Annotated in this window: 14 protein-coding genes; 11 read left to right on the top strand and 3 right to left on the bottom strand. The window is 44.0% G+C overall.

The window, feature by feature from the left end:
* Positions 1-60: 60 nt before the first annotated feature.
* On the bottom strand, positions 61-2,427 hold the full coding sequence (locus tag Q4Q57_RS13805) for a phosphoketolase family protein (protein ID WP_311891146.1): 2,367 nt from the start codon (positions 2,425-2,427) through the stop codon (positions 61-63).
* A 433-nt stretch (positions 2,428-2,860) separates the two neighbouring features.
* Here Q4Q57_RS13805 and Q4Q57_RS13800 point away from each other — a divergent pair, with 433 nt between their 5' ends.
* Entirely contained in the window at positions 2,861-4,303 is a 1,443-nt protein-coding gene (locus Q4Q57_RS13800) for a sodium:alanine symporter family protein (RefSeq protein WP_259513075.1), read from the top strand.
* Between the two features lie 129 nt (positions 4,304-4,432).
* A complete protein-coding gene (yaaA, locus tag Q4Q57_RS13795; protein WP_311891145.1) occupies positions 4,433-5,206 on the top strand; it encodes a peroxide stress protein YaaA in 774 nt (257 codons plus the stop codon).
* 70 nt (positions 5,207-5,276) lie between these two features.
* Here the strand turns inward: yaaA and Q4Q57_RS13790 are convergent, their stop codons facing one another.
* Positions 5,277-6,683: a M28 family metallopeptidase gene (locus tag Q4Q57_RS13790; RefSeq protein WP_311891144.1), complete on the bottom strand. Its 1,407-nt coding sequence runs from the start codon at positions 6,681-6,683 to the stop codon at positions 5,277-5,279.
* A 136-nt stretch (positions 6,684-6,819) separates the two neighbouring features.
* Here Q4Q57_RS13790 and Q4Q57_RS13785 point away from each other — a divergent pair, with 136 nt between their 5' ends.
* Entirely contained in the window at positions 6,820-7,116 is a 297-nt protein-coding gene (locus Q4Q57_RS13785; protein WP_006084975.1) for an ArsR/SmtB family transcription factor, read from the top strand.
* A gap of 63 nt (positions 7,117-7,179) precedes the next feature.
* Here Q4Q57_RS13785 and rpsT read toward each other — a convergent pair whose 3' ends face one another.
* Positions 7,180-7,446 carry a 30S ribosomal protein S20 gene (gene rpsT / locus Q4Q57_RS13780; RefSeq protein WP_006080633.1) on the bottom strand — a complete coding sequence of 89 codons (267 nt, stop codon included), beginning with the start codon at positions 7,444-7,446 and terminating at the stop codon, positions 7,180-7,182.
* A 252-nt stretch (positions 7,447-7,698) separates the two neighbouring features.
* Here rpsT and murJ point away from each other — a divergent pair, with 252 nt between their 5' ends.
* From murJ to Q4Q57_RS13740, 8 genes are all read left to right on the top strand, one after another.
* Positions 7,699-9,258: a murein biosynthesis integral membrane protein MurJ gene (gene murJ, locus Q4Q57_RS13775; protein ID WP_012196768.1), complete on the top strand. Its 1,560-nt coding sequence runs from the start codon at positions 7,699-7,701 to the stop codon at positions 9,256-9,258.
* A 65-nt stretch (positions 9,259-9,323) separates the two neighbouring features.
* Positions 9,324-10,259: a bifunctional riboflavin kinase/FAD synthetase gene (gene ribF, locus Q4Q57_RS13770; protein WP_311891143.1), complete on the top strand. Its 936-nt coding sequence runs from the start codon at positions 9,324-9,326 to the stop codon at positions 10,257-10,259.
* Positions 10,260-10,291: 32 nt separating this feature from the next.
* On the top strand, positions 10,292-13,114 hold the full coding sequence (gene ileS / locus Q4Q57_RS13765) for an isoleucine--tRNA ligase (protein WP_311891142.1): 2,823 nt from the start codon (positions 10,292-10,294) through the stop codon (positions 13,112-13,114).
* A gap of 9 nt (positions 13,115-13,123) precedes the next feature.
* Positions 13,124-13,639, top strand: a complete 516-nt coding sequence (lspA, locus tag Q4Q57_RS13760; protein ID WP_106649741.1) for a signal peptidase II — start codon at positions 13,124-13,126, stop codon at positions 13,637-13,639.
* Positions 13,636-14,058 carry an FKBP-type peptidyl-prolyl cis-trans isomerase gene (gene fkpB / locus Q4Q57_RS13755; protein ID WP_006080638.1) on the top strand — a complete coding sequence of 141 codons (423 nt, stop codon included), beginning with the start codon at positions 13,636-13,638 and terminating at the stop codon, positions 14,056-14,058. Before lspA ends, fkpB begins: the two co-directional genes overlap by 4 nt.
* 28 nt (positions 14,059-14,086) lie before the next feature.
* Positions 14,087-15,016, top strand: a complete 930-nt coding sequence (gene ispH, locus Q4Q57_RS13750; protein ID WP_170927454.1) for a 4-hydroxy-3-methylbut-2-enyl diphosphate reductase — start codon at positions 14,087-14,089, stop codon at positions 15,014-15,016.
* 185 nt (positions 15,017-15,201) lie between these two features.
* Entirely contained in the window at positions 15,202-15,807 is a 606-nt protein-coding gene (gene pilV, locus Q4Q57_RS13745; RefSeq protein WP_199908792.1) for a type IV pilus modification protein PilV, read from the top strand.
* A 23-nt stretch (positions 15,808-15,830) separates the two neighbouring features.
* Positions 15,831-16,814 (top strand): PilW family protein, encoded by a 984-nt coding sequence (locus Q4Q57_RS13740; protein ID WP_106651781.1) that lies wholly within the window; start codon positions 15,831-15,833, stop codon positions 16,812-16,814.
* Positions 16,815-16,820 lie beyond the last annotated feature (6 nt).

The raw sequence follows: 16,820 nt of genomic DNA, 5'->3' as shown, positions 1-16,820 counted from the left end.
AAAAAAGGCACTCCGAGGAATGCCTTTAAAATGAATTATTTTGTTATTTTTTCGTAAACTTTAACGTGTCCATACCCAATTCTCAATTTCTACTGGGTCGACACCATTGGCTTTAATATAGTTGCGGTGATCAACTAATCTTTGTAGCATGTCTGTGGTGATTGAAACGTGCATAGTTTCATCAATAACGCCCTGTTGGAACAGTTTGTAAGCCATATCAATCACTAGGTGATAACGTGATGTGCCGTTACGAACGCCCATATCGAATGGAGTGGTTGTTGAACCTTCTTCTTCATAGCCTTTAATTCTGAAGCGACGGCTGCCTTTGTAATCAAATATTAACTTTTTAATCGTATTTGGGTAACCATGGTAGTTGAATACCACGCCTTTATCTTGGGTAAATATTTCGTCCATTAACCATGGTTTTTCTTTAAATTTGCGGCTTCCTAAGCCATCACTGCTTAATTCGGTGACGCTAACGAAGCGAATTTTGACTCTTGGAAGGAGTTCTCTGATCAATACTAATGAAGCCATACATTCTTGAGTGACGTAATCACCACAACCTGCTAGGACAATATCTGGATTCTCATCAGAGGCGAAATCCCACACCATTACGCCATCTTTTGCTTGTTTACGCGCTTCTTCCAAGCTCAGCCATTGTGGTAGCTCTTTCTTACCTGCAACAAGAATATTGAGTTTGTCGCGGTCAGCGTAAGCTCTTTCTGTATAAACCAAGGTGCTGTTAGCATCTGCTGGTAAATAAGCAGAGATAATTTTTGGATGCTTCTCTAGCATCGCCCCAAGGAAAGACGGGTTTTGATGCGAGTAGCCATTATGGTCTTGGCGTTCAAGCAGCGAAGATAATACGACGTTACATGCAGGCAGCGGCTTACGGAAATGCACACCTTGGCTTGCATAGACGTATTTACAGTATTGGTCGGCCATCGATGAGATCACTTGTGAGAATGACTCATAGGTTGGGAACATACCGTGGCGGCCTGTGACTGTGTAGCCGTGCAACATACCAAAGAGCAAGTTTTCAGAAAGGAGCTCAATCACTCGTCCTTCGCGGGACATGTCTTCATCCCAGCTCTCAATTGGCCATTGCCATGCACGATCGGTTTCTTCAAATACAGCTTGTAACTGATTTGAATAGGTTTCGTCAGGGCTGAAAATACGTAGATTGCGTTGATCGCGGTTTAACTTGAATGCATCACGCATCCATTCACCCATTTTCAGCATTGAATAACCACGGTGACCACGTGGTACTTCTGGGCCGTAGCTGAGTTTCTCGAGATCAGGGTTCGTTAACGCTCTAACCACTTCACCACCATAGGTGAGATGTTGACGACCACAGGCAAGTTGCTTAGGTGGAATTAATGAGCAAATGTCGGCATCAAAAATCAGCTCGCCTTTATCATTCATTTGGTAAAGTTCTTGGAAGTTGTAACTGGCAAGCCAATTGTCAAGTGCATCCAGATGACCTTTATCTGTGGCACATTTATTGACGATCACTTGGTGTGATTCGCAGTTACCTTCTAATTTCTTACCTTTATACTCACTGACACCCGTCCAACCTTTGGCGGTGCGCATTAAAATCACTGGCCATTTAGGCTTAACCACATCTTCGCCGCTACGGGCACGACGTTGGATATCATTGATCATGGCATAAGCGGTATCCATGGCATTTGTCATTTGCACATAGATATCTTCTTCTAATTCGTTATCAACGATAATAGGGAAGTAGCCAAGACCACGGAATTCAAGATCCAGTTCTTCATGGCTCATGCGTCCCATACGGGTAGGGCCTGAAATTTTATAGCCATTGATATGCACAATCGGTAATACTGCACCACTTGTCGCAGGAGAGACTAGACGGTTTGCGTACCAAGATGCGGCTAATGGCCCAGTTTCTGCTTCACCGTCACCAATTAAGACGGTGGCGATCAGATCTGGATTATCGAGAACAGCGCCCCAGCCTACTGAAAGTGAGTAGCCGAGTTCGCCACCTTCAAGAATTTGTCCTGGAGCTTCTGGGTTTGCATGTGAAGGATAGCCATAAGCGGCGGAAAACTTCTTACAAATATCTTCGATACCGGTTTCATTGTAGGGGATCGTTTCTGGATAGAAATGACTTAATGAACCTTCCATGAATAAGTTAGCTTGTACTGCTGGGAAACCATGACCAGGACCAACTAAATAGATGAACGAGCGATTATGTTTCACTATCAATCGGTTAATGTTGGCATAAACAAAGTTAATGCCGGGGCAGGTACCCCAGTGGCCAAGTAAACGTGGTTTGATATCAGTATGGGCAAGTGGACGTTTATGTAAGACGTTTTGTTTGAGATAAATCTGCGAGGTCGCAAGAAAGTTAGTCGCTCTGACATATTTTTTCAGAGCATTGATTTCATGTATTTGTGTCATATAAAGCCTCACTAAAACAAACAAGAGATGATTGAAGTTTCTATGTGGATACTATATTTGTAGTTTTATTACAAAAATGTGCCCTACATCCAAATTTTAAAAGTTGTTTTTACTGTTAAAAATAACGGAGTAACTTCGTGATTTTGTTAATACAGTTTTAACAGTGACTTAGCTTATGTTGTGAGGCGTGATGTTGATGGCGTTTAACTGTTCAAACGCGAGCTTGATCACATGAGCAATTTCGAATACTGTGCTATTTTGCTGCGTTGAATTCGGTAGCCGTGATGTTGTAAATTCACGGAAGGATAATTTGAAAAAATAAATCTACCGAAATTCTTACCTTTAACTTGGAAGGATTCATTCACCACAGATGTTGTACCTCTAATTGCCATTCAATTAGAGGAGCATTTGCTACGGGAAGAAGTAAAATAATATGTTAGAAACCATAGTTAATTTTTTGAATGCGCTACTTTGGGGTAAGTTGTTAGTATATGGACTGGTAGGAGCTGGTCTTTATTTCACCATAAGACTTGCCTTTATCCAGTTAACCCACTTTAAACATTCCATCAAAGTCATGACCATGAGTCGCCAAGGTTGCGATAGCGGTCTTTCATCATTTCAAGTCTTTTGTACCAGTATGGCGGCCCGTGTCGGTGCCGGTAATATGGCCGGTGTTGCAGTCGCTATTGGTGCTGCAGGTCCTGGTGCGGTATTTTGGATGTGGCTTATCGCTATCTTAGGTATGGCTACCGCTATGGTTGAATCAACCTTAGCGCAGGTATACAAAGTGCGAGATCATAACGGTCAGTTCCGTGGCGGTCCTTCTTACTACATGGAAAAAGGCTTGGGTCAGCGCTGGATGGGTATTTTGTTTGCCGTCTTTCTGATCATTGCCTTTGGTCTGGTATTCAACGCGGTACAAGCGAATACGATTACCGGAGCCATGGAGCGAGTATTTGGGTTTAATCCTACTTATGTCGGGATTGGACTGGTGATTGCCAGTGGATTTGTGATTGTCGGTGGTTTGCGTAAAGTCGCACGAGTCTCTGAATTTATCGTCCCTATCATGGCATTAGCCTACATTCTCGTTGCCTTCATTATCGTTATTTTCAACCTAGATCAACTGCCTGCAATTATTAGCTTAATTGTGAAGAGTGCTTTTGGTTGGCAAGAGGCGGCTGCTGGCGGCGTGGCTTATACCGTCGCACAGGCTATGCAAGCGGGTATTGCACGCGGACTCTTCTCAAATGAAGCGGGTATGGGCAGTGCGGCGAATGTCGCGGCCAGTGCATCGCCTAATCCGAACCATCCTGCATCCCAAGGTTTTGTCCAGATGATGGGGGTATTTGCGGATACTATCGTTATTTGTACTGCAACGGCTGCAATTATCCTGCTATCAGGGGATGTGGGTTCGAGTGACGATGGTATTCGTTTAACTATCAATGCCATGTCATCTCATGTCGGAGACTGGGGCGGTGCGTTTATTGCAGTGGCGATTTTCTTATTCTGCTTTACCTCCATCATAGCCAATTACTCTTACGCTGAAACAAACGTGATGTTTTTAATGGGTAACAGTACTAAATTACTGCCTTTGTTCCGTTTGTGTGTATTGGGCATGGTAATGTTTGGTGCCGTGGCGAAGATAAGTCTAGTGTGGAACTTAGCCGACGTTTCTATGGGATTGATGGCGACGGTGAACATTATTGCGCTCTTACTGTTGTCAGGTTTGGCCATTCGCGTCATCAATGATTATCGCGAGCAGGTTAAAGCGGGTAAGTCTCCTGAGTTTGATCGCAGTAAGTTCCCTGAATTAATGGATCAACTCGATGATGATATTTGGCAAGATGCCAGCCTTACATCGGTTAAAAAGCCTTAGGTAACCCAGATAGTCGACGACAGAGATTTCTGATTGTCGTAATCGAAAAGACCACGCCGTTAAAGCGTGGTTTTTTTATGTTCGTTCAGTATCATAGATATGTCTTTTTGTTTCTGTTGGGAGTTTTTGATGTTGATATTGGTTTCGCCGGCGAAGACCTTAGATTTTGAACAGCCGCCACTGATTCAGGTGTATTCACAGCCTGATTTCTTAACTCATAGTCAGGAGTTGATCCAAGTTTGTCGGCAATTAACTCCTTCAGATATCGCGACTTTGATGAAGGTGAGCGATAAAATTGCGGGTTTAAATGCGGCGCGTTTCGGAGAGTGGCAGCCAGACTTTAGTTTAGATAATGCTAAACAGGCCATTTTTGCCTTTAGAGGGGATGTGTACACAGGTTTTGATGCTGACACCTTATCTGAGGATGAAATCGCCCAGACTCAGTCGCAGCTGCGTATTCTATCGGGTCTTTATGGTTTGCTAAGGCCGCTGGATTTAATCATGCCTTACCGTTTAGAAATGGGAACGGCGCTTTCGAATCCAAAAGGTAAAAATTTATATGAATTTTGGGGTGATACCTTAACGCAAGCGGTAAATGAAGCGCTTGCAGAAAGTGGTAGCGATATTATTGTCAATCTTGCTTCTAATGAGTATTTCAAAGCGATAAAGCCTAAAAAACTGCAAGGGCAATTAATTTCACCCGTATTTAAAGATTGTAAAAATGGTCAATATAAAGTGATCAGTTTTTTTGCTAAGCGTGCTAGGGGCATGATGGCGAGATATATCATCACCAATAAAGTGAATACGTTAGCTGAGTTAAAAGCATTTAATCTCGCGGGTTATTACTATAGTGAAGAGCAAAGTTCACCGACAAATCCAACATTTTTACGTGCAGAGCAATAGCGAAATATCGATAAGATGTTAATTGAGAGAGAACAGCTTATGCTGTTCTCTCAATTATTTTATCGATTATCTATTTTTCAGACTGAGTGGCCAAAGGTGTTAATGCCGTGTTTGCATTTGCCATGATATAAGCAAATTGTGCGTAGGCTGCGACGTTTTGAGCCAATGCGGCGGGGTCAATCTTATCTAAGGTATCATTCGGTGTGTGATGGTAATCGAAGTAATCGTGACCATCTTGCCTTAATGATGCAACTGGTACGCCTAGAGCCGGCAGCATAGACACGTCAGGCCCGCCAGAAGCTTGGTTGTTGCCGAGTGCGACACCATTGAATGACATAGGGCTAAGTGCATGCTGTACCTCTGCAAATGCGCTCTCATTGACCTTAGTATCGATTTGATAAATTCGGCCTGCTCCAAAATCGGATTCCGCAGCTATGTAGTGCAGTGATAATTCCGATTTATGAGCTTCAGCATAGGCTTTACCGCCCACAAGCCCTATTTCTTCAGCGGCATATAGCACCACTCTGACAGTACGAGCGGGTTTTACTGGAAGATCTTGAATGTGCTTAGCTGCAGCTGTCACTATCGCGACACCCGCCCCATCATCAATCGCCCCCGTACCTTCATCCCAAGAATCTAAATGAGCGCCAATGAGCACGATTTCATTGGGCTTACTGCTGCCAGTTACTTCGGCAATGACATTGTAAGACGTATTAAAGCCTGCGTTTTTTGGTGACATCTGCAACTCAAGTAAAGCATCAGGATTGCGTTTTAGTAATGCATCGACCAAATCGGCATCAGGGTTTGACATGGCTGCCGCAGGGATCTTAGGCACGTCATCTTGGTAGCGCATAACACCTGTATGGGCCATGCGGTCATGATCTGTGCCAATAGAGCGGATCACGATAGCAACTGCGCCTTTTTGCGCTGCTGCGACGGCACCTTTTGAGCGGCCGCCAACGCTTTTGCCATAGCCTTCACCAGTAATGTGGCGCTCGGTTTTTTGGTCAATAAACGCAATCTTACCTTTTACGTTTTCAGGCTTGGCTTGTTGTAGTGCCTCTAGGCTATCAAAACGTGCGATTTTAGCCTGTAAACTACCTGCTGGTGTCGCAACGCTGCCACCAAGCGCAGTAATGACCAGCGGCTGCTCGACAGGGAAGGTTATTTTGGCTTTGGCTTCACCGCGTTCCCAAATGGGTACTTGTACTGGTTCTTTATAAACGCGGTCAAATCCAAGGCTGGTCAGTTTATTCATCGCCCAGTTAACGGCGATGATATCTTTTGGGCTTCCAGCTAGTCTTGGACCTACTTCAACCGTGAGAGATTCGACTATGTCATAACCTAATTGTGAAGCTAATGCTGTCTGTTGTAATTTAATGACTTCACTTGTCGGGGCTGTTTCTACTTGGGTTTGGCACGCACTTAAACTCCCGATTAAAAGACTCGAGAGAAGTGTAGTTCGATAGGGCTTCATTAGATTTCCTTTATTTTTATTAAGCATGTCCCATTTTTAAAAACAATCTAGCAAAAAGTGTGCTTTATGTCCCGACTATATCCGTAAGGCGACGCTATATTAGCGCAGGGGTTAGTTTTAGGAGAGAAAGTGCGTAATGAATATTGAATTAATGCAGGAGCGAGCCGATCATGCCGTAGTGCTATTAAAGGCACTTGCGAACGAACGCCGTTTATTTATTCTTTGTTATTTATTGAATGAAGGAGAAATGTGCGTTGGCGAAATGAATAAAAAATTAGGCTTAAGTCAATCGGCACTGTCACAACACCTTGCTTGGTTACGCAAAGATAATTTAGTAACCACACGCAAAGAAGCGCAAACGGTATTTTATTCACTCAAGAGTGATGAAGTTCGGGAGATGATCCACTTATTGAACAACATTTATTGTCATTAATAGTGTTTTTCAGATATAAAAAAACCGGCAATTGCCGGTTTTTTTCATTTGCTATTTTATAGATTAAGCAGCGATTGCTTTGATCTTAGCGTTCAAACGTGCCTTTTGACGAGCGGCTTTATTCTTGTGAATAAGACCTTTAGTCGCCATACGGTCAACGATTGGTTGTGCAACAGCAAAAGCTTCTGCTGCTGTTTTGTGATCGCCTGCTTTAATTGCAGCGATTACTTTTTTAACGTATGTACGTAACATTGAGCGACGGCTGGCGTTATGCTGACGACGCTTTTCAGATTGAAGCGCGCGCTTCTTTGCAGACTTGCTATTAGCCAAGGTGCAACTCCTAAAAACTGGATTTGATACTTTTAAAGGCCGAGGAATATGCCTGCATTTAGTCACTTTGTCAATGACTATGATTGAATATTCATCATAAAGATAAATTAATCCAACCTGCCTTGGCTATCTTCGACCCAACTCGTGTAATATGTGGCGCAATTCTAGCAGCTATTACCGCAGTGTGACAGAGCCTGAATCGATTTTTTGAGATGTATCACCTAATCAATTCGATATGGGTCTGGGGGACGTTTGAGTAGAAAATTATTAAAATCTGGTCTGATTGTTAGTGCTATGACATTGATATCCCGTGTGTTAGGTCTTGTTCGGGACGTCGTCGTTGCTAACTTGATGGGGGCCGGGACAAGTGCCGATGTGTTTTTCTTCGCCAATAAAATTCCTAACTTTTTACGTCGTTTGTTTGCAGAAGGGGCTTTTGCACAAGCCTTTGTGCCTGTTTTAACTGAGTATCAAGAGAAACACACCGCGGAAGAAACCCGTGACCTGTTGAGTAAAGTCGCAGGCACATTAGGTTTGTTAGTGACGATTGTGACGCTTGTGGGCGTGGTAGCTTCGCCCGTGTTATCAGCCTTATTTGGCGGTGGTTGGTTTATTGCTTGGCTCAATAATGAGCCCGATGGCGCTAAATTTGAACTCGCTACCGTTGTGCTTAAGATTACTTTCCCTTACCTGTGGTTTATTACCTTTACCGCACTGGCTGGATCGATTTTAAACACCCGAGGCCGATTTGCGGTTTCGGCGTTTACCCCTGTATTCCTCAATGTGGCGATTATTACCGCGGCCATATTTTATGCGCCAACATCGACTCAACCCGAAATCACCCTTGCTTGGGGCGTTTTTTGTGGCGGATTAATCCAGTTCTTATTTCAAATTCCTTTTTTGTTGCGTGAAAAAGCGCTCGTTAAACCCTCGTGGGGTTGGCATCACCCTGGAGTAGTGAAAATCAGAACCTTGATGATCCCGGCGCTATTTGGCGTATCGGTTTCACAGATTAACCTGTTATTTGATACCTTTATCGCCAGTTTTTTGATGACGGGCTCAATAAGCTGGCTCTACTATGCCGACCGTTTATTGGAGTTTCCCCTAGGATTGTTTGGGATCGCGATTGGTACTGTGATTTTACCTGCGTTGTCACGAAACCATGTCAATGCTGAAGGTGCGGGGTTTGGCTTGACGATGGATTGGGGGGTTAAAGCGATTCTGCTGCTAGGTCTTCCTGCCATGATGGGTTTGATCGTGCTCGCCAAACCTATGCTGATGGTGTTATTTATGCGCGGCGCTTTTTCGATGCATGATGTTGAAATGGCTTCTTATAGTTTGATGGCTTACGGTAGCGGTTTACTCAGTTTTATGCTGATTAAAGTACTCGCTCCAGGTTATTACTCCCGCCAAGATACCAAAACTCCTGTGCGTTATGGCATTATCGCCATGATCACCAACATGGGCTTTAACTTATTGTTTGCTATTCCTTTTGGATATGTTGGATTAGCGATTGCGACTTCAATGTCAGCATTGCTCAACGCCACTTTACTTTATCGAGGATTGCATTTAGCCGGCGTTTATCGCGTTTCTAGGCCGACTATGGTGTTTTTTGCTAAAGCCGTGGTCTCTACCGCCTTGATGGTGGTAGTCTTGTATTACTTTTTACCTTCGCAACAAATTTGGTTAGATTGGCATTTGTTCGAGCGTGCAAAAGCCTTGATAGGCTTGATTTTAGCAGGGGCAGTCAGTTACTTGTTGGGACTGCTTTTGCTCGGAATTCGTCCTTGGTCAATTAAACGGGGAGTTTGATTGCTGATTCTCATCGCTAGCTGTTATATAATCAGCCGATTTGCGCTTGGCAGTTGTCTAAAGTTATGGAATTAATCCGCGGTATACATAACATTTTGTCATCCCACCACGGGTGTGTATTGACTATAGGTAATTTTGACGGCGTCCATCGTGGTCATGCACAAGTGATTGCGAACTTAGTGCAGAAGGCGAAGCAGTTATCGCTGCCATCTACGTTGATGACGTTTGAACCTCAGCCGCAGGAATTATTTAGCGGCGACAATGCGCCAGCTCGTTTAAGTTTATTACGTGATAAAGTCATGTTGCTCGATGAACTTGGGGTTGAACGGTTAGTGTGTGTTAACTTTAATCGCACTTTTGCCAATCAACCTGCTGAGCATTTTATTGAAGAATTGTTGGTCCGCAAACTCGGTGTTAAATACCTAGTGGTCGGCGATGATTTTTGTTTTGGTCAGGGCCGTAAAGGCAATTTTGAGATGCTTGTGCAGGCAGGTATTCAATATGGCTTTACTGTGGTCAGCACCCAAAGTTTTATGCTGGGCTCGCAAAGAGTGAGCTCAACCGCCGTGCGTGAACAATTGGCTAAGGGTAATCTTGAGCAAGCAAGGCGCTTGCTAGGTCATCCTTTTACCTTGAGTGGTCGTGTCGCGCATGGGCAAAAAATTGGCCGCACCATTGGTTTCCCCACAGCCAATATCGCTTTAAAGCGCAATGTTGTGCCTGTACGCGGTGTGTTTGCGGTCAAATGTTATTGGGATAACAGCGGTATTTATGAGGGCGTAGCCAATATTGGGTTCCGCCCGACAGTGAACGGTCAAGTGTGTCAGCTTGAGGTGCATCTTTTTGATTTTGAAGGTGACATTTACGGCAAACATGTTGAGGTCGAGTTGGTGGCTAAACTCCGTGATGAGCAACCTTTTGACTCATTGGATGCGCTTAAGCAACAGATTTTAAATGATGCAAATGAAGCCAGAGCTTTATTTGGTAATGATGCAGGCTGAAATTTATCAGTTTAATTAACGGTATAGGATCAATGAGCGACTATAAATTTACTTTGAATTTGCCGGAAACAGAGTTTCCGATGCGTGGTAATTTGGCAAATCGCGAGCCAGAGATGTTAGAGCGCTGGACAAAAGACGGTTTGTATCAGCAGATCCGTGATAGCCGAATTGGCCGTACTCCCTTCATTTTGCATGACGGCCCACCGTATGCAAATGGCAGTATTCATATTGGTCACTCAGTTAATAAAATCCTCAAGGACATTATTATTAAGTCAAAAACCATGTCTGGTTTTGACGCACCGTATGTGCCAGGTTGGGATTGCCACGGTTTGCCTATCGAGCTGAAAGTTGAGCAAAAAGTGGGTAAACCAGGTCAAAAAATCTCTGCGGCAGAATTCCGCGAAGAATGCCGTAAATACGCCGCCGAGCAAGTTAATGGTCAACGTGAAGATTTTATCCGTTTAGGCGTATTAGGCGACTGGCAAAATCCATACCTGACAATGGATTTTTCAACCGAAGCTAATATCGTGCGTTCTTTATCGAAAGTGATTGAGAGTGGTCACTTACATAAAGGCGTTAAGCCAGTGCATTGGTGTACTGATTGCGGTTCTGCCTTAGCTGAAGCTGAAGTGGAATACGAAGACAAAACATCACCTGCTATTGATGTAGCATTTGTGGCCGCCGATAGTAAAGCCGTTGCGGCTAAGTTTGGGGTAAGCGATTACTCACATCCTGTTTCTATGGTGATTTGGACTACCACGCCATGGACTCTGCCTGCGAACCGTGCCTTGTCTTTAAGCCCTGAGTTAGATTACAGCTTAGTTGAATTCGAAAAAGACGGTGTTACGCAAGCGCTTATTTTAGCTGAAGTATTAGTCGAGTCTTGCCTGACTCGCTATAACGTAGAAAGCCATACCGTGCTTGGCTCTGTCAAAGGCGCAGCGTTTGAGCTTGTCCGCTTTAATCACCCGTTCTTAGATTTTGATGTTCCGGCAATTTTAGGCGATCACGTCACGACTGATGCCGGTACTGGTATCGTTCATACTGCCCCAGGTCACGGTCAAGACGACTTTGTGGTTGGTCAAAAGTACGGTTTAGAAGTGGCAAACCCTGTTGGCGACAACGGTGTATACAAGCCAGATACTGAGTATTTTGCTGGCCAACATGTCTTTAAAGCCAACGATAACGTGGTTGCTTTACTGAGAGAAAAGAGCGCCTTGCTGAATCACGTGGCTTACCGTCATAGCTATCCACATTGCTGGCGCCACAAAACACCGATCATCTTCCGTGCGACGCCGCAGTGGTTTATCTCTATGGATAACCATGGCCTGCGTACGCAAGCATTGAAAGAAATCGAACAGACTCAGTGGATCCCTGATTGGGGCCAAAGTCGTATCGAAAAAATGGTTGAAAACCGCCCTGACTGGTGTATCTCACGCCAACGTACTTGGGGCGTGCCTATCACGCTGTTTGTGAATCGTGAAACTGAAGAGTTGCACCCAGATAGCGTGTCGCTAATGGAGCGTGTTGCCAGCCGTATTGAACAGCAAGGCATTCAAGCTTGGTGGGATCTCGATGCAGCCGAATTGTTGGGTGACGAAGCAGATCAATACCGCAAAGTAACCGATACCTTAGACGTTTGGTTTGACTCAGGTTCAACTTTCTCGTCAGTGGTTGCGGCTCGTCCTGAATTCCACGGACACGGCGTTGATTTGTATCTTGAAGGTAGCGACCAACATCGCGGCTGGTTTATGTCATCTTTGATGATTTCAACCGCAATGAATGGCAAAGCTCCGTATAAGCAAGTGCTGACTCACGGTTTTACCGTCGATGGTAAAGGCCGCAAGATGTCAAAATCTATCGGTAACGTGATTGCGCCGCAAACGGTAACCAACAAATTAGGCGCCGACATTCTGCGTTTATGGGTTGCGGCAACAGATTACAGCGGTGAGATGACGGTTTCTGACGAAATCTTAAATCGTAGCGCCGATGCCTATCGTCGTATTCGTAACACTGCCCGTTTCCTATTAGCCAACTTAAACGGTTTCGAGCCTGCAAAGGATTTAGTGGCCGTTGAAGATATGGTCGCGTTAGATCGTTGGGTTGTGCGCCGCGCTGCTGCGCTGCAACAGGAAATTATTGAAGCCTATGAACAATATAACTTCCATATTGTGACTCAAAAACTGATGCAGTTCTGCTCGGTTGAGTTAGGCAGTTTCTATCTGGACATCATCAAAGATCGCCAATACACGGCTAAGCAAGAAGGTCATGCGCGTCGCAGCTGTCAATCTGCGTTGTATTTGATCTCTGAGGCCATGGTGCGTTGGATTGCGCCAATTCTAAGCTTCACAGCCGACGAAGTGTGGCAACTATTGCCTGGCGAGCGTGATGCCTATGTCTTTACTCAAGAATGGTATCAAGGCTTGAAATCAGTCACCTTAGCGACGGATTTGAGCGACGACTATTGGCAGCAACTGCTGACTGTGCGTAACGAAGTCAATAAAGTGATTGAACAAGCTCGCCGTGATAAACGTATTGGTGGTTCATTAGAAGCGGAAGTGACCTTGTTTGCTGATGCAGCGTTGACTGAACAATTAACCCATATCGGCGATGAGCTAAGATTTGTGTTATTGACCTCTGAAGCCAAAGTCTTGCCTTTAGCGGATGCGACATCAGAAGCGGTTGAAACTGAGCTGGCGTCACTGAAATTAGTGGTTGCTTCAAGCACTGCTGAGAAGTGTGAGCGTTGTTGGCACCACAGAGAAGAGGTTGGCACCATCGAGGCCCATCCAACACTCTGTACTCGCTGCGTAACAAACATTGAAGGTGACGGCGAAGTTCGTCTGTTTGCGTAAAGGATCTGTATGCCATTAACTTGGAAAGACAGTGGCTTACGTTGGTATTGGGTAGCTGTATTGGTGTTTTTCGCCGATCAGCTATCTAAACAATGGGTCTTAGCCAATTTTGATTTGTATGAATCAGTGAATTTATTGCCTTTCTTTAATTTCACTTATGTACGTAACTACGGGGCGGCCTTTAGTTTTTTAAGTGACGCCGGTGGTTGGCAGCGTTGGTTATTTACGATTGTAGCGGTTGGATTCAGTACTTTATTAACAGTGTGGTTGCGTAAGCAATCTGCTTCTTTGTTGAAACTGAATCTGGCTTACACCTTAGTGATTGGTGGTGCTCTCGGTAATTTAGTCGACAGATTAATGCACGGTTTTGTGGTTGATTTTATCGACTTTTTTTGGGGTAAAAGCCACTACCCAGCTTTCAATATCGCTGATTCGGCGATTTGTATTGGTGCTGCGTTGATCATTTGGGATGCATTTTTAAGCGGTAAATCTGAAACAGATAGCGCCGAAGGGGTTAAGAAGTGACTGTGACGCGATCTTTACTATGCCATATGAACATTGTGCTTTCTGATGGTTCAACCGCAGACAGCACTAAAGCTTCGGGTAAACCAGCTCGATTAAATGTGGGTGACGGTACGTTAAGTCCAGCATTTGAGGCGCAATTGGCAACGCTTGCTGAAGGTGATAAACACAGTTTTACCCTTGAAGCGATTGATGCCTTTGGTGAATCAAATCCTGATGCTATTCACTATCTAGACAGAAGCCGTTTTCCGGCAGACATGAGTTTAGAAGCAGGCGTGATTGTCAGTTTTGCTGGCCCAGGTGGCAGTGAAATCCCGGGTATTGTCCGTGATGTAGCGGGTGATTCCATCACAGTCGATCTGAATCATCCTCTGGCAGGGCACAAGATCACTTTTGAACTGGACGTTGTAAAGGTACTTTAAGATGAAACTCGATCCTACCAGCCCAAGTTTGAATATTATGCTCGCGAACCCGCGTGGTTTTTGTGCGGGTGTTGATCGTGCTATCAGTATTGTTGAACGGGCGTTGGAATTGTTTTCACCGCCTATCTATGTTCGACATGAAGTCGTACATAATCGCTATGTCGTGCAGAATTTGAAGGATCGCGGTGCGGTTTTTGTGGAAGAGTTAGATCAAGTGCCGGATAACAACATTGTTATCTTCAGTGCCCATGGTGTATCTCAAGCGGTGAGACAAGAAGCTAAGGCGCGAGGGTTGAGAGTTTTCGATGCGACTTGTCCCTTAGTGACCAAAGTGCATCTTCAAGTGACGCGTGCAAGCCGTAAAGGTATTGAATGTATCTTGATTGGCCACGAGGGCCACCCTGAAGTCGAGGGGACTATGGGTCAATACGATAATCCTAACGGCGGCGTTTATCTGATTGAATCGCCTGCTGATGTGGATGCGCTAGAAGTGCGCGACCCTAACAATCTCTGCTTCGTGACCCAAACAACTTTATCTGTCGATGATACGTTAGACATTATTGCCGCGTTGCAAAAAAGGTTTCCTTCAATTGAAGGACCTCGTAAAGACGATATCTGTTATGCAACACAGAATCGTCAAGATGCGGTACGTAATCTGTCTGCAGATGTGGATTTGTTGATTGTTGTTGGTTCAAAAAACAGCTCTAACTCTAATCGGTTACGCGAGCTCGCATTGAAGACCGGAACCCAGTCTTATCTGGTGGATACTGCTGACGATGTTGAATCAAGCTGGTTCGATAATGTTTCGCGTGTTGCTGTTACCGCAGGCGCTTCTGCACCTGAGGTCTTAGTTCAACAAGTTGTCCAAGCGATTGCAAAACTTGCCCCTAGCGTGGTGACTGAAGTCGAAGGACGTAAGGAAGACACTGTCTTTGCGGTGCCTGCCGAACTGCGCTAAATCTATGTGATGTTAAGTTATTTATAAAAGAGAGGCGATAAGCCTCTTTTTTATTGCTTCAAATTCATTCAAGGCATAATGATGTCAATGCTTATATGCTATTGTTACTGGCTACTTACATTTTACTCATCTATTATTAACTGTTGGTAATTTTTTGTCGTAAGACTAAGATTTTTAAAGGGTAAATGGCTGAAAAGCTTGTCAAAAATATGGCTAAATTCGAACGATTGACACAAAAAGACTTTCAACGAGGCTTCTCATTAATTGAGGTGCTTGTTGCATTGGTGATCTTAGTCATTGGCTTAATTGGTATTTTTAATCTGCATATCGTTGCAAAGCGTGGCAGCTTCGAGTCATTTCAGCAAACCCAAGCCTCTTATTATATCGATGATATTATTAATCGAATGAGATTAAATCGAGGGCAGCTAGCAAATTATGTTGGCACCTATAAAGGTAATTTAACTGCTCCGGAGAAGATTTGTGATGTTGGGGTCGGGCATGATGTAAATGACGTATGCTCAGATGTTCAGACTTCAGCTTCTGATTTGTATCAGTGGGAGCAGTTGTTTCTTGGTGCTTCAGAACAAGTTGGTGGTCATAATGTTGGCGGGTTAGATCTACCAACCGCTTGTATCAAGGCATCTTTAGCTGGAGAGGTTACAGTTGTCATGAGTTGGCGAGGTATTCGAGCACTGAGTGACGGTGCAGCCAAAGCCAATTCATTCGTACAATCTTGTGGTACGAGTAGCGATCGTCGACGAGTTTTGACTATTACGACAATAATCCTTTAGGTGGAGTTGATTAAGTGAAGTTAATGCGTAAAGGCTTATCAAATCATGCTGGTTTCTCATTGGTCGAGTTAATGGTAGCCATGATCATTGGGTTATTTTTAACTCTGGGTGTATTTACCATGTTTAGTATGTCCTCCTCTAATGTCACCACTACGAGTCAATTTAATCAGTTGCAAGAAAATGGGCGTATCGCCTTAGCACTTATGGAAAGGGATATTAGCCAGTTAGGTTTCATGGGGGATATTACTGGCACAGAGTTGGTTAGAGGTGTAAATACAACATTGTTGGCTGCCATTATCCCTACTGGAGATGATTGTATTGGTGGTGGGATTAATAATGCATCGTTTCCTAATACAACCTCAAGCCATTTTCGTAAGCTATGGGGTTATGAAGCGGGTGTTGGAACAGAAAGCTTAGCGTGTTTAACTAATGTAGTTAAGAATACCGATGTAATACAAATCAAGCGTTTATCAGGCCCGCCTACGACTAATCCCAATGATGTTAATCGATACTATATTGGTGCAACGGCAAATCAAGCAATCATTTTTAGTGGTTCGCAACCCACACCTACATTGGACAATGGAAGATTTTGGGAATATGTCCATCATGTTTATTACATTCAAAATGATGGTTCGATACCGGTACTTCGTAGACGTTTATTATTAAATGGTGGAATGAATACCTCTGGTAGTTATGAGCAGTTGGTGGAGGGTATTGAAAATATGCGGATATTGTATGGTTTTGATAATGATGGTAATGATACAGCTGATATATTTATGCCAGCACAAAATGTCACTTCACTAATGTGGGATAACGAACAGTTTCAACGTTTAGTAGCTATTCGAATATTTCTTTTAGTACGTTCGACAGATGAAGATTCAAGTTATACCAATGACACGAAATATGTATTAGGTGACAAAAAAATTGCTGCAACTCAAGATCATTTTCGACGAAAAGTAGTCTCGACAACAATAGTTCTCGAGAATCCTGTATTAATTAGACAGTAACTGGGT

Source organism: Shewanella sp. SP2S2-6 (assembly GCF_031931965.1).
In the GTDB taxonomy this organism is placed as follows: Bacteria; Pseudomonadota; Gammaproteobacteria; order Enterobacterales; family Shewanellaceae; genus Shewanella; species Shewanella baltica.
Note: the sequence above shows the minus strand (reverse complement) of the source record. Positions and strands in the feature narration are given on the sequence as shown.